Below are 12,877 nucleotides of genomic sequence, written 5' to 3'. Positions count from 1 at the left end.
CGACGGCCTCGTGGCGGGCACCGAGCCCCGAGAGGGCCTGTGGCGGGCCCAGACCCCGCAGGCCGCGCGCCTCAAGACCTTCCGGGACGCCTTCGCCGTCTGGCCGGCCGGCGAGAGCCCCACCGATGACGCCGCGGTGGTGGAGCGCGCGGGCAGGACCGTGCGGCTGGTTCCCGGCGATCCGCGCCTGATGAAACTGACCTATCCGGAGGATTTCGCCTTGGCTGAGCAGATGATTGCGCGCGAGACCCGCATCGGTCAGGGCTACGACGTGCACCGCTGGGGGCCCGGCGACACGGCCTGGCTGTGCGGCGTGGCCATTCCCCATGATCAGGCGCTGGTGGGTCATTCGGACGCCGACGCCGGTCTGCACGCCCTGACCGACGCCATCTTGGGCGCCATGGGCGACGGCGACATCGGCGACCATTTCCCGCCCAGCGACCCGCAGTGGAAGGGCGCGGCCTCCGACCGGTTCCTGATCCACGCCCTTGAGCGGATGCGCGCGCGGGGCGGCCGCATCGTCAATGCGGACGTGACGCTGATCTGCGAGCAGCCGAAGATCAAGCCGCACCGGCTGGCCATGCGCGAGCGGCTGGCCGCCCTGCTGGAGGTTCCGCTGGACGCCGTCAGCGTCAAGGCCACCACCAGCGAAGGTCTGGGCTTCACCGGTCGTCAGGAAGGGCTTGCCGCCCAGGCGGTGGTCTCCCTCACCCTCCCCGCGAGAAGCGCATCTCCCGCATGATGGCGCCGACCACGTTCACATAGTCATCGGTCCAGGCCCGCACGTCGTTGGGCGCGATGATCCGCCAGCGCGGGTCACCTTCGAACAGGGCCATGCCCTCCTCGGTGGGGGACAGGATCAGGACTTCGGTGGACGCCTCCGCCATCACCGGCAGCCCATCGCGCTCCACAAAGATCTGGTGCCGGTCATGGGCGCCCAGCTGACGCGCCGCGTTCACCGTCGGCATGGCCAGCTCCAGATGACGGTTGGACAGGTGCAGGACCACCACCCCGTCGTCCTTCACCACCCTCAGATATTCCGCGATGGCCTCCCGGGTCAGCAGGTGTGTCGGGATGGCGTCGGATGAGAAGGCGTCCACCAGCAGCACGTCGAATCGGTTGTCCGGCTCGCGCGCCAGGGTCAGTCGGGCGTCGCCCAGAACCGTCTCCACCGGCCCCTGGGCGCAGTCGCTGATGTAGGTGAACCAGCGCGGGTCGCGGGCGATGCGATCCACCATGGGATCGATCTCGAAGAAGGTCATGTCATCCGCCGGCCGGCGATAGCCCGCCATGGCCCCGGCGCCCAGGCCGATGACCCCCATGGAGACGGCGGGCCGCTCGATCTGGACCGCGTCGGCCACCTGACCGATGGGGGTGGAGGGCGCGTAGTACAGCGCCGGCCTGCACGCCTCCGCCGGATCGCGGGCCTGCGCGCCGTGCAGGGTGGTGCCATGCATCATCATGTGCACCACGCCCCCCATGCCGGGATCGTTGAACTCCGCCACCCGCATGACGCCGAAGAAGCTGCGCTCGGTGTGGCGGAAGTCGTAACGCTCGGCCACATGGTGGGCCGAAAGGCTGATCATGGTCAGTGCCGCGGCCAGAAGCAGGGCCCGATCCCGCAGCAGAAACGCACAGATGCCGGCCACCATGAACGCCAGCCGCGACGCCGACAGGGCTGTGTCCCAGCCAACCGCCGCCAGCAGTTCGGGATTGGATCTGAGCGCCGCATACAGCAGCGGCGGCCCGACGGTGAGGAGCACCACCGCCAGCAGCAGCGCCCACTGCTGCCGGGTGAATCGTCCCTGCCCCCACGGCCGCAGCAGGGCCGTCAGGACCAGGACCAGCGGGTACTCCCGCACCACGTCGAACACCACCGGGGCGATCAGGGCGCTGAAGATTCCGCCCAGCACTCCGCCCAGCGACAGCAGCAGATAGAACTCGGTCAGCCGGTCCGGCGGCGGCCGCCGCGCCGCCAGAATCTGGTGGCACATCAGGGCGGTGAAGAAGAACGCCGCGATGTGGACCAGGAACATGAAGGCCCACTCGCCGCTCTGGAACGGCATCATGCCGATCATCGCCGCGACCAGGGCCGCCTGCACCAGGAAGGTCACCGGCATGGGAATCCACGGCCGCGCCTGGAAGGCGATGACGAAGGTCAGCAGATACAGCGCCAGCGGGATGACCCACAGGAACGGCGCCGAGGCCACATCCGTGGACAGGTGCGCCGTCACCCCCAGCATCAGACTGGACGGCGCGGCCGCCAGCAGCACCCAAAGCCCCCTGGTCCGCCACGGGATCGGCGCGGTCGGCGCCAGCGGCTCAGGCGGGACGGCCTGGGTCCTGCGGCGCCAGACCACGAACGCCAGCCCCAGCACCAGCGCCGTGAACAGGCCATAGCCCACGCTCCAGCTGATCCGCTGGCCCGTAAGGGTCAGGATCGGCTCAATCACCACCGGATAGGACAACAGGGCCAGGAAGCTGCCCAGATTGCTGGCGGCGTAAAGCACATAGGGGTTCTTGCCGTCCGGCTCGTGGGCCCGCACCCGGGCGTACCAGGCCTGCATCAGCGGCGCGGTGGCCGACAGCACGGCGAACGGCGCGCCGATGGACACCGCCAGGGTCAGCAGCAGCCAGCTGATGGGCGCGGACGGGTCAGGGTCCCCCAGCAGCCCGTTGATCCGCAGCGGCAGGAACAAAGCTGCGACGACCAGCAGCACCAGATGGGTGATCACCTGCCCCCGGATCGACCGGATGCGCTGCAGCACATGGGCGTAGGCGTAGCCGGCCAGCAGCGCCCCCTGAAAGAACACCATGGCCGTGTTCCACACCGCCGGCGATCCGCCCAGCGACGGCAGCACCAGCTTGGTCACCATGGGCTGAACCACGAAAACCAGCGCCGCGCTGACGAACACGGCCAGGGCGAACAGAGCCGGGGTCAGCGGATCGTTCAGATCGCGCAGGCGCGGACGAACGGGTTCGGCCTCGGTGATGCTGTCGGTCATTACGCCCCCGGCTTGCGCGCCCGGATGAAACGGGGCGTTCTCTTCGACGTTATCGCGACTCGACAGCTGATGAGAACGCCATGTTTCCCGCCGACATCGAACCCCTGGCCAAGACCATCACCGACCGCGCCGCCGACGCCGGGATCATGCTGGCCACGGCCGAAAGCTGCACGGCGGGCCTGCTGGTGGCCGCCCTGACCACCGTCTCCGGCTCGGCCAAGGCGGTGGACCGCGGATTCGTCACCTACTCCAACGACGCCAAGCATCAGATGCTGGGCGTGGACATGAAGCTGATCGACCTGCACGGCGCGGTGTCCCGTTCGGTCGCCGAGGCCATGGCGAAAGGGGCGCTGAAGGCGTCGGGCGCCGGGCTGGCGGCCGCGGTCACCGGCATCGCCGGGCCCACCGGCGGCACGGCGGACAAACCCGTGGGCCTGGTCCATTTCGCCGTGGCCCGTCACGACGGACGTCTGGTCCATCGCGAGGAGCGCTTCGGCGACATCGGCCGCGATGCCGTGCGCCTGGAATCCGTCCGCACCGCGCTCAGGATGATGGCGGAGATGCTGGCGTAGCCGGCGCGCCGACCGTGCCCCCGATCCCCGGCAGCACAGCCAGCTGATAATCCGGCGTGGGCGCGAACCAGCTGGCCGCCTGACGGGCCGGCGTCAGGCTCAGAACCTGATACAACGGCCGCTGACGCCCGTCCGGATGCAGTTCCAGGATGACGCCCTCCCGGGTCGCGCACACCGAACCCGCGCGCCCCATGTAGCCGGAATAGCGGTACCGCTGGCATGATCGCCCCGCGATGTTCGACGCCCCGACGCGATTCATCCGCGCCGCGCCCCGCTCGATCACCAGCAGGTCCAGCGGCAGGGGCGACATCTGCTCCTCGCGCGGCAAGGGGAACACGAACGCCACCCGCCCTTGCCCGCCTGCGGTCATCACCGTCAGCGATCCGCGCACCCGGTCTGCGATATAGGTCTGGACCAGGCCGCCCTGGGCCACCTCGATCCGTCGCCGCAGGCCCGACTGGCGGATCTCCACGGGAGTCTCGAACCCGGCCACCCAGACCCGGGCGTGATAGTCAGGCGCGACGCGCGGCGTCTGGGCCTGTCCGGGCGCGGCCAGGGCGAACAGGGCGATCAGCATCGCCGGCAAACTGGACGAAAGACGCACCATGCGTCACACCCTGCCCGGATTCGTCCCTTGCGGAGAGCCCGTGGTCAGTCCTGTCCCCATCATCGTCGACGCGCGCGGCCATCGCTGTCCCGTGCCGAGCCTGAGGCTGCGCAAGGCGCTGGAGATCGCGGCGCCCGGCGCCCGACTGGTCCTGCTGGCCACGGACCCCATGGCGCGGATCGACGTCCCGCATCTGATAGAGGAGCTGGGCGGTCGGGTGATCGAGGTGCGCGAGGAAGCCGGCTGGCTGGCGATTACGGTTGAGCGCGGCGCCGACTCTGAAGGCTGACCACGCGGGAGTCGGTGTCCACCTCGGGCGCGTCCTCCGTCGGCGGCTCATCCTGGCGGCGCAACACGATCTCCATCTCGGTGACGAAGCCGCCGCCGTAGAAGATGGCGTTGACGTTCCACGACAGCCAGATCAGCAGCACCACCACTGCGCCCACCGAGCCGTAGGTGGCGCCCAGCTCAACGATCTGCTCCACATAGACCACGCACAGCCAGGACACGGTGGCCGACAGGACCGTGGCCACCAGCCCGCCCGCGATGGCCGCGCGCCAGGCGACGCGGCTCGAGTGCACCATGGCATAGCGGTAAAGGCAGGTCAGGCCGATGAACAGACCGGCCGTGGACCAGACCCCGTCCAGCCACAGCGAGCTTCCCGTCTCCGACGCGTGGCTCAGGATGCGCGAGGTCACCACCGCGCCCGACACCACGGTGAACAGGGTGAAGGCCAGGATCGCCACCACCAGGGCCAGCAGATTGAAGCGGAAGAAGCCGTGCGGATCCGGCTCGTCGTGAATCAGGTTCAGCCCGGCCAGCAGGGCCTTGAATCCCCGGTGCGCAGCGTAGGCGCCGATGACCAGGGCGATGGCGCTCTGGGTCGAGATGGACCGGGCCGACAGCCCCGTCATGCGCTCGACCTCGCTGATGAAGATGCCGCTGGCGGCGGCGGGCAGCATCTCGGTCAGGGCGGCGGCCTGTTCGGTGGCCTGTCCGCTGGACAGCACGATCTTGTAGAAGCCGATCAGGATGGCGATGGCCGGAAACACGGCCAGAAGCGCGAAGAACGAAACGCCGCCCGTATAGAGCATCACGTCGCGGCCCCAGCTGCGCTTGAACGCGCGTCCCGCCAGCCGCCCCCAGAAGGCCAGCGAGGTGAAGTCCACCGATTGAGTCAAACGTGCTCCCCCGCGTCACGGTTAACTGGGTCTAGCACCTGATCGGTTGAGATGGAATCGCTTCGCGATTCCATCGATGCCGTGAATCAGGCGCCAGAATTTGAGCGGGAGCATGACTCACGCTTCAGTCGGAACCGCTGCGCTGTTCCGTCCGAAACGATCATGCTCCGCGCAGATCGCGGCGGTGGATAAGTGTCCTGGGGCCCGATGTCCAATCCCGCCCCCCGTTGCATGGCGGGAGCGGCTCGCTATGGTCCGCCAAATGTCAGGGGGACGCGGCCGAATCCGGTGCGCGTGACGGAGATTCTGAGTTTGGGACCCGATCCGCGCGTATTGGTCGTGGCGGCCGACGACGATCTGGCCGGGCCGCTTTGCGCCGGGCTGGACGCCCTCGGCTGGCGCACCCTGACGGCCCGCACCCTGGACGCCGGCGCGGCCGCCATGGAGGATATGGCCTTCGAGGCGGCCCTGATCGCCGACGCGGCGCCGGACGCCGCCGCCGTCCTGAAGGCCCGCGCCCGGCCCCGAATCCTGCCGGTTCTGGCCCTGTCGAAGCCCGGTCGGGACGCGCCCGGGGCCGATCTGGTCATGACGGGGCCGCCTCACCCGGCCCAGCTGGCCCTGCGGCTTGAGCAGCTTGTGCGCGGCGCCGTGGCGGAGGAGGAGTTCGCCCTGCGGCAGGCCACTTTCGCGGCGCAAGGCGCGACGCTGGAGGCGCCCGATCCGTCCGAAAAACCCCTGCGCGTTCTCGCGGCGGGGGTGGCGGATCGCCGCTTTCTGGCCCTGTCCAACGCCCTGTCGGCCGGGGGCGCCGAGGCGGTGGCCGCGCCGACCCCCTACACAGCCTTCGATTACCTGCATGAAAGCGCCTTCGACGCCGCGGTCCTGTGGGGCGGCGAGGACCACGCCCCCGCCCTGTCCATCGCCGCGGGCATGAAGCGCAACACGCGCCTGTTCCACATTCCGCTGGTGCTCTATCTGCGCCAGGTCACCGACCTGAACCTGTCGGAGCTCTACAACCGCGGTTTCGCCGACGTCGCCTCCCCCGATACCCCCGAGGATGAGACCGCCGCCCGCATCCTGGCCCTGGCGCGGGACTTCCGTCGCCAGAAGTCCATCCGCAAGGCGCTGGAGGCCGCGCGCGGCTCGGGCCTCATGGATGCCGACACCGGCCTGTTCACCCGCGACCTGTTCGCCGCCCATCTGGCGCGCGTCGCCGAGGGCGCCCGCGAGCGCGGCCGCCCCCTGTCGGTCTGCGTGCTGCGCGTGGTCTATGGCCGCGAGGTCGCCCTGGCCCGCGAGGGCGGCTGGCTGGACCGGGCCATGCCCCAGATCGGGGCCATGGTCTCGCGTCTGGTGCGCGCCGAGGACACCGCCGCGCGCCTGGCGCCCGAGGTCTTCGCCCTGGCCCTGCCCGCCACGCGGGGCGCGGCGGCCCGCCTGACGGCCGAGCGAATCGCCGCCGTCATCGGCTGCACCGCCTTCGACGCCGGACCGGAACGCCCGCCCTTCGTGGTGGAGTTCGAGGTGGGGGCCGCTGAGCTTCAGCCCGGCGAAAGCCCCGCCGCCCTTCTGGAACGCGCATCAGCCGCCGTGGGCGCCGGCTGAGACCGGGCGTGATCGATCCTCCCCCATCGGGGGAGGGGGACCGCGTAGCGCTGGAGGGGGCTGGCCGGCATGCCGGATGCTCGATCGCCGCGCGCCCATCGGCGATCCCGCCCCACCCTCACCCGCACAGCCCAGCTTCAGCCCCCACCGTCACGGGCGCTGGTCGCGCCCGCGCCACCTCCCCCGACGGGGGAGGATGTGCCGACTTCACCCGCATTTTCCCGACCAATACATTGGCGCATAAGGGTTCGCGAAAATTCTTCGCTCATTTTTCCGACCGCGTTCCGGGCCCCCGTATGCTTCTCCCATCCCGTCGCACGGGAGGGGCGCTCGGCCGGCGCGGCGTTCACCCCGCCCTGGCGAACCGCCCCCCCTTGGCGGCATAGGTCTGCGTCCCCCGGGTGAAAACCTTGTCCGAGGGCAGGATCGCCTCGATGGGCAGGTCCTCGGCCCCCTTCAGGTTTTCATAGACCGGACCGAAATCCTGCAGCGTCACCTCGCGCAGCTGCTCGATGGACGGAATGACGAAATAGACCTGCTGGAAGTCGTCGATGCGGTACAGCGTCCGCATCACGCGCTCCAGATCGAAGCCCAGACGGTTCGGCGAGGGATCCTTGAGGCTGAATTTGCTCTCGGTGGACGAGGACACGATGCCGGCGCCGTAGATGCGCAGCCCCTCGGGCGTCTCCATCAGGCCGAATTCCACCGTGTACCAGTACAGCCGCGCCAGATTGGGCAGCATGCCCAGGCTGGCCGCCCGCTGGCCGCCCTTGCCATAGGCTTCCATGTAGTCGGCGAAGGTGGGGTCCGTCAGCATCGGCACATGGCCGAACACATCGTGGAAGATGTCCGGCTCCTGCAGATAGTCCAGCTGATCCGGCTTGCGGATGAACTGGCCCGACGGAAAGCGGCGGTTGGCCAGGTGGTCAAAGAACACCTCGTCCGGCACCAGCCCCGGCACACACACCACCGTCCAGCCGGTCAGGGCCTCCAGCCTGGCGTTCATCTCGCGGAAGTCGGGAATGCCCGATCCGTGAAGATCCAGGGCGTCCAGCCCCTTCAGGAACACGTCCGCCGCCCGTCCGGGGAGGATCTTCATCTGGCGCTCGTACAGCGTCACCCAGGTTTGATGCTCGACGTCTGTGTAGTCCTCCCACGCCTGGGGAATGGTCCAGTCCTCGGCCGCGCCCTCGGGCGGGGTTTCATGGACGTGGGTGAAATCAGACATGCAGCCTCCTCATGATCGGGACGAATCTAGTCCGTCCTCGTTCAGGAAGGAATACGTGCGTCAGTGGATCGGTTGCGAACGGGGCGCGTGTCGCCCCTTGCCGTCCACGGTGAACCACTGGGCCTGTTCGGCGGCGCTCAGGGGCTTCAGGTCCCGATTGGCCATCAGGGCGTCCTCCGGCACATAGGCGATGAAACCGCCCTCGTCGCCGTAAGCGAACACCTGATAGAACGGCTGATCCGCACGGACGTCGTCGAATGGCACGGCGCACACCGCATCCACGTCCACGATCACTCCTTCGAGGGACTGTTCGCGGTGGCGGACGATCTGGCCGAGGCCGAAACGGGCTGTGCGTTCAATGGACATGTCGCCCAGGATACGGACCCCCGCCTGAGCGGCATGCCTGCGGTCTCGTTCATCTTTGCGACAGGAAGCGCTTGGCGAGCACGCCCGGATGCGCCTAACCTTGCGTTGAACGGGCGCCGTCACGCGCCCACGAAAGGTTGGCCATGCCAGAGGCGGACGGCGCGCGCGGCAAGCGCGGCGCCCGGTCCCCTTCAGGTCGCGAGGCGCCGCTGTACGCAGCGCTCGATCTGGGGACCAACAATTGCCGGCTGCTGATCGCGCGTCCCTCGCGTGACGGCTTCCGCGTGGTGGATTCCTTTTCCCGCATTGTGCGTCTGGGCGAAGGCCTGACCCGCACCGGCCGACTGGATCCCGGCGCCATGGACCGCGCCTATGACGCCCTGAGCATCTGCGCAGAGCGCATCGCCCGCCGCGAAATCCACGGCGACCGGGTCCGCGCCGTGGCCACCCAGGCCTGTCGCTCGGCGGACAATGGCGCCGATTTCCTGGACCGGGTCGGCAAGGGCACCGGCCTGACCCTGCGCATCATCCCGCCGGAAGAGGAGGCGAACCTGTCGGTCCAGGGCTGCCTCAACCTGTTCGATCATACGGCGCGGGCCATTGTGGTGGTCGACGTGGGCGGCGGCTCCACCGAGGTGTCCTGGCTTCGCCGCGTCGGCGAGAACGGTCAGGCCCGCTTCGAGACCGTCAGCTGGATGTCCGCGCCGCTGGGCGTCGTCACCCTCGCCGAGCGCCACCCCGAGCCCGATCCGCCCACGCCGGAATGGTATGAGGCCATGGTCGACGACATGAAGGCCCGTCTTGACGCCCATGACGGCGCCCGCATCCTCAGGCCCGTCTTCGACGACGGCCACGCCCATCTGGTGGGCACCTCCGGCGCCATCACCAGCCTGGCCGGGGTGCATCTGAATCTCACCCGCTATGACCGCAACCGGGTCGACGGCCTGTGGATGACCCGCGACGACTGCACCCGCGCCGCAGACCGCTTGAGGAGCCTGACTCCGAAAGGGCGCGCGACCGAGGCCTGCATCGGGGCCGAGCGCGCGGATCTGGTGCTGGCGGGCGCCGCGATCCTGGAGGCCGTCCAGCGCGCCTGGCCCTGCGCCCGCGTCCGCGTCGCCGACCGGGGCCTGCGCGAAGGCCTGCTCCTCACCGCCATGCGCGAGGGCCGCCGGACCGCCGGCCGCAGACGGCGTCGCCGCTAGGGCTAGGCCGCCGGCTCGATCACATCCACAGGCGGCTCCAGATCGCAGATGGAGAAATCCGCGCCGCGCGCCGCGCGCGTCCGTTCGATCATGTCCCCGAAGGTCGGCGACTCTGTATCCAGCACCCGCGCCACCGGCCGTTGGGCGGCGGGGATGTCGGCGGCCACCCGCACCGAGGTCATGACGTCCTGGGGCGTCGCCACCGTTCCGGACGGCTCCTCCCCCGTCTTGATCGCCCGCACCACGTCCAGCCCCGAGATCACCCGGCCCCAAGCGGTGTAGCGCTTGTCCAGCGACGGATAGGCCTGGCGCATCAGGAAGAACTGGCTGTTGGCGCTGTCCTGCGCCTCGCCCCGCGCCATGCCCGCCACCCCGGGGCAATAGACGCCCCAGGCATGCACCATGCCGTCGCCGGTGCGGGCCATCAGCGCGTCGGGCTGGGTCTGGATCGGCAAGGAGCCCAGAAAGCCCACCGGCGCCCCCATGGGGTCGGCCGCCGGCGTGAACGGCATGTCCGCCCCCCGGCGGAACGTCAGCTCGGCGGTCAGGTCGGGATAAGCGCTCTGCCCGTCGCCGGTGCCCAGCGGGTCGCCGGTCTGGGCCATGAACCAGTCGATCACCCGGTGCCAGACCAGGCCGTCATAGAAGCCGTTGCGCGCCAGAAGGCGCATGCGCTCCACATGCCCCGGCGCCGCCAAGGGCGACATCTCCACCAGGATCCGGCCCCGATTGGTGTCGATGACCAGCAGGTTCTCCGGCGCCACCGTGCGCCAGTCGGACTCCGGCGGGGAAGCGGCGGCGGCCGGCGCCGCATCCTGGGCCATGACGGGCGTGGCCGCGAGCAGGACGGCGGCGGCGATGATCGACAGGCGCATGGGAGTTCCCCTCTGGATCAACCTTCAATGCGGACGGGCGGAACCACGTCGCAGACGCTGAGGCGGGCGCCGCGCTCGGTCACGGCGGCCTGGACGATCTCGGCCATGCGGGGCGAGCGGGCGTCCAGCACCTGGGCCCTGGGCCGTTCGTTCTCGGGCATGTCTGCGGCCAGACGCGCGTTCAGCATCCTGTCCGGATTGGTGACCACCCCGTCCTCCGCATCGGATCCGGCCTTCAGCGACTCGACCACGTCCAGACCCTCCAGCACCCGGCCGAACGGCGTGTAGTCGCCGTTCAGGTTGGCGCGGTAGGCGGTCATCAGAAAGAACTGGCTGTTGGCGCTGTCCGGGCTCGCCGAACGCGCCATACCCGCCACGCCGGGACAGAAGAAGCCCATGGCGTCCACGCGGTTGTCGGCGGTCACGAACATCTGGGCGTCCGGCTGGGTGCGCACGGGCATGGCGCCGTAAAGGCCGAACACCGCGCGTTCCTCACGCCCCGTCGGTGTCTCGATGAAGGCGGGGCGGCGGCTGCGGCGGAAGGTGAACTCGCCCGGAACGTCCGGAAGTTCGCTGCCGCCCGCGCCGGTTCCTGTCGGATCGCCGCTCTGGGCCATGAAGTTCCGGATCACCCGGTGGAAGGCGTGGTTCTGATAGAATCCCTGCCGCGTCAGGGTCTGGATCCGCTCGACCGCCTGTGGCGCGACATCGGGCGCCAGCTCCACCAGCACGCGGCCCTTTGAGGTGTCGATGACCCACAGGTTCTCGGGCGCCACATCGCGCCAGACCTCGGCCTCCTGCGCCACGGAAGGGGATACCGCGGCCGTCAGGACGACGGCGGCCAGAAGGCTGGTCGGAAACTTCATGATTGCTGGACCTTGGCCCGGACGCGCTCGGCGACCCTGGGACTGACGAAACTCTCGATCGCGCCGTCGAGCCGGGCGATCTCCTTGACCAGACGGGACGCGATGGCTTGGTGACGCGGATCGGCCATCAGGAAGACGGTCTCGATGTCGGCGTTCAGCCGCTGGTTCATGGCCGTCATCTGGAACTCGTATTCAAAGTCCGCCACGGCGCGCAGGCCCCGCACGATGACATTGGCGTTCAGCTGTTCGGCGAAATGCATCAGCAGGGTCGAGAACGGCTCCACCACGATGTCGGCGTTCAGCGGCGCCACCTCGGCCCGCAGCAGCTCGACCCGCTCCGCCGTGGTGAACAGCGGGCCCTTGTCGTCGTTCTGGGCCACGCCGATGACCAGCCGGTCCACCAGCTTCACGGCCCGGCCGATGATGTCCATGTGGCCGTTGGTCACCGGATCGAAGGTGCCCGGATACAGTCCGATGCGCATAAGGCCCTGATCTCCCCCACGTTCGCCCCGGTTTAGCATCCGAACTTCACCGAACCTAGAGCCTGATCGGTTGAGGCGGAATCGCCACGCAGTTCCGCCGATGCCGTGAATCAGGCTCTCGCATTAAACTAGCGGCTGACACGGGTTTGATCGCCAGGCGTTCTTCACCAGGGCGGTCAGATCGGGGTGCTCCGGATACCGCACCGCCCCGATGGCCGCGATCGGGACCCCTACCATGGCCGCATTGACGATGAAGGCGGCGTCGAAGTCCGGCAGCTCCGGCAGGCCGACCCAGCGCTGCTCCGTCGCCACCTCCACAGCCTCCAGTCCGCGCTGGATCAGGGCCTGGCCGGTCCCCGCCAGCATCGGCCCCTGCGGCCAGATCACCGTGTCGTCCTTCAGAAAGCCGATGTTCCAGATGCTGCCTTCGGTGACCCGGCCGTTGTCGTCGGCGAACAGGACGTCGTCATCGCCCCCCGCCATGGCCTCTCGCCGCTCGCGGATCAGGCCGAAGGTCGCCACATGCTTCAGGTGCGGCGCCTCGCGGACGTAGCGGGAAACCCTGAGCTTCAGCGGTTCGGCCGGCTCCGCGGCCGGCGGCCCGGCCATGACCATCACGTCAGGCGCCCCCCGCGCCGACGGGTTGCGCACACTGATCATCCGGTTGAACAGGCTGACCCGCACCGAGGCGGCGCCGGACTGAGTCCGCAACGCCTGACCGATCCATAGGCGCACCTCGCCCTCGTCCGGCGGCTGGCCGAACAACTCCAGCCCACCCTCGCGCAGCCGGGCCAGATGCAGATCCAGCCCCCGCACGCCCCACACGCCGTCGGCGCCCTGCTCCGCCTGCATGGAGGTGAAGGCGCCGTAGTTCACCAGCGC

The 12,877-nt window shown here is 69.4% G+C and carries 14 protein-coding genes; 5 read left to right on the top strand and 9 right to left on the bottom strand.

Translation table 11 applies throughout. From position 1 onward, the window contains the following. On the top strand, nucleotides 1-742 hold a 742-nt coding region (ispF, locus tag C0461_RS10735), incomplete at its 5' end, for a 2-C-methyl-D-erythritol 2,4-cyclodiphosphate synthase (RefSeq protein ID WP_292106722.1). Here ispF and C0461_RS10730 read toward each other — a convergent pair. Then, entirely contained in the window at nucleotides 708-3,005 is a 2,298-nt protein-coding gene (locus C0461_RS10730; RefSeq protein ID WP_292106719.1) for a fused MFS/spermidine synthase, read from the bottom strand. The genes ispF and C0461_RS10730 overlap by 35 nt on opposite strands. Nucleotides 3,006-3,085: 80 nt before the next feature. Between C0461_RS10730 and C0461_RS10725 the strand changes: the two genes are divergently transcribed. Continuing rightward, entirely contained in the window at nucleotides 3,086-3,577 is a 492-nt protein-coding gene (locus tag C0461_RS10725) for a CinA family protein (RefSeq protein ID WP_292106718.1), read from the top strand. On the opposite strand, the gene C0461_RS10720 is transcribed toward C0461_RS10725, so the two are convergent. Further along, nucleotides 3,549-4,184, bottom strand: a complete 636-nt coding sequence (locus tag C0461_RS10720; RefSeq protein WP_292106715.1) for a hypothetical protein — start codon at nucleotides 4,182-4,184, stop codon at nucleotides 3,549-3,551. The genes C0461_RS10725 and C0461_RS10720 overlap by 29 nt on opposite strands. Here C0461_RS10720 and C0461_RS10715 point away from each other — a divergent pair. Continuing rightward, nucleotides 4,183-4,473, top strand: a complete 291-nt coding sequence (locus tag C0461_RS10715) for a sulfurtransferase TusA family protein (protein WP_292106712.1) — start codon at nucleotides 4,183-4,185, stop codon at nucleotides 4,471-4,473. The genes C0461_RS10720 and C0461_RS10715 overlap by 2 nt on opposite strands. On the opposite strand, the gene C0461_RS10710 is transcribed toward C0461_RS10715, so the two are convergent. Continuing rightward, complete coding sequence (locus C0461_RS10710; RefSeq protein WP_292106709.1) at nucleotides 4,439-5,365, bottom strand: YihY/virulence factor BrkB family protein; 927 nt, start codon at nucleotides 5,363-5,365, stop codon at nucleotides 4,439-4,441. The two genes, C0461_RS10715 and C0461_RS10710, sit on opposite strands and share 35 nt — an antisense overlap. 312 nt (nucleotides 5,366-5,677) lie before the next feature. Between C0461_RS10710 and C0461_RS10705 the strand changes: the two genes are divergently transcribed. Continuing rightward, nucleotides 5,678-6,973: a diguanylate cyclase gene (locus C0461_RS10705; RefSeq protein WP_292106707.1), complete on the top strand. Its 1,296-nt coding sequence runs from the start codon at nucleotides 5,678-5,680 to the stop codon at nucleotides 6,971-6,973. Between the two features lie 346 nt (nucleotides 6,974-7,319). On the opposite strand, the gene phhA is transcribed toward C0461_RS10705, so the two are convergent. Beyond that, nucleotides 7,320-8,201: a phenylalanine 4-monooxygenase gene (phhA, locus tag C0461_RS10700; RefSeq protein ID WP_292106706.1), complete on the bottom strand. Its 882-nt coding sequence runs from the start codon at nucleotides 8,199-8,201 to the stop codon at nucleotides 7,320-7,322. A gap of 60 nt (nucleotides 8,202-8,261) precedes the next feature. Continuing rightward, entirely contained in the window at nucleotides 8,262-8,567 is a 306-nt protein-coding gene (gene hspQ, locus C0461_RS10695; protein WP_292106704.1) for a heat shock protein HspQ, read from the bottom strand. A 143-nt stretch (nucleotides 8,568-8,710) separates the two neighbouring features. Between hspQ and C0461_RS10690 the strand changes: the two genes are divergently transcribed. Next, nucleotides 8,711-9,772: a Ppx/GppA phosphatase family protein gene (locus C0461_RS10690; RefSeq protein WP_292106702.1), complete on the top strand. Its 1,062-nt coding sequence runs from the start codon at nucleotides 8,711-8,713 to the stop codon at nucleotides 9,770-9,772. A gap of 2 nt (nucleotides 9,773-9,774) precedes the next feature. Here the strand turns inward: C0461_RS10690 and C0461_RS10685 are convergent, their stop codons facing one another. From C0461_RS10685 to C0461_RS10670, 4 genes are all read right to left on the bottom strand, one after another. Further along, complete coding sequence (locus tag C0461_RS10685; protein ID WP_292106701.1) at nucleotides 9,775-10,647, bottom strand: peptidylprolyl isomerase; 873 nt, start codon at nucleotides 10,645-10,647, stop codon at nucleotides 9,775-9,777. A 17-nt stretch (nucleotides 10,648-10,664) separates the two neighbouring features. After that, nucleotides 10,665-11,513 (bottom strand): peptidylprolyl isomerase, encoded by an 849-nt coding sequence (locus C0461_RS10680; RefSeq protein ID WP_292106699.1) that lies wholly within the window; start codon nucleotides 11,511-11,513, stop codon nucleotides 10,665-10,667. Then, entirely contained in the window at nucleotides 11,510-11,995 is a 486-nt protein-coding gene (coaD, locus tag C0461_RS10675; RefSeq protein WP_292106695.1) for a pantetheine-phosphate adenylyltransferase, read from the bottom strand. Before coaD ends, C0461_RS10680 begins: the two co-directional genes overlap by 4 nt. A 123-nt stretch (nucleotides 11,996-12,118) precedes the next feature. Then, on the bottom strand, nucleotides 12,119-12,877 hold a 759-nt coding region (locus C0461_RS10670; protein ID WP_292106694.1), incomplete at its 5' end, for an aminotransferase class IV.

This window comes from Brevundimonas sp. (assembly GCF_013823285.1).
Classification (GTDB): Bacteria; Pseudomonadota; Alphaproteobacteria; order Caulobacterales; family Caulobacteraceae; genus Brevundimonas.
This window is presented reverse-complemented; position numbering and strand designations above follow the sequence as displayed.

Coding starts and splice junctions, on each gene's coding strand:
- C0461_RS10730 (WP_292106719.1), bottom strand. CDS start 3,005: ATGACCGACAGCATCACCGAGGCCGAACCCGTTCGTCCGCGCCTGCGC.
- C0461_RS10725 (WP_292106718.1), top strand. CDS start 3,086: ATGTTTCCCGCCGACATCGAACCCCTGGCCAAGACCATCACCGACCGC.
- C0461_RS10715 (WP_292106712.1), top strand. CDS start 4,183: ATGCGTCACACCCTGCCCGGATTCGTCCCTTGCGGAGAGCCCGTGGTC.
- C0461_RS10720 (WP_292106715.1), bottom strand. CDS start 4,184: ATGGTGCGTCTTTCGTCCAGTTTGCCGGCGATGCTGATCGCCCTGTTC.
- phhA (WP_292106706.1), bottom strand. CDS start 8,201: ATGTCTGATTTCACCCACGTCCATGAAACCCCGCCCGAGGGCGCGGCC.
- hspQ (WP_292106704.1), bottom strand. CDS start 8,567: ATGTCCATTGAACGCACAGCCCGTTTCGGCCTCGGCCAGATCGTCCGC.
- C0461_RS10690 (WP_292106702.1), top strand. CDS start 8,711: ATGCCAGAGGCGGACGGCGCGCGCGGCAAGCGCGGCGCCCGGTCCCCT.
- C0461_RS10685 (WP_292106701.1), bottom strand. CDS start 10,647: ATGCGCCTGTCGATCATCGCCGCCGCCGTCCTGCTCGCGGCCACGCCC.
- C0461_RS10680 (WP_292106699.1), bottom strand. CDS start 11,513: ATGAAGTTTCCGACCAGCCTTCTGGCCGCCGTCGTCCTGACGGCCGCG.
- coaD (WP_292106695.1), bottom strand. CDS start 11,995: ATGCGCATCGGACTGTATCCGGGCACCTTCGATCCGGTGACCAACGGC.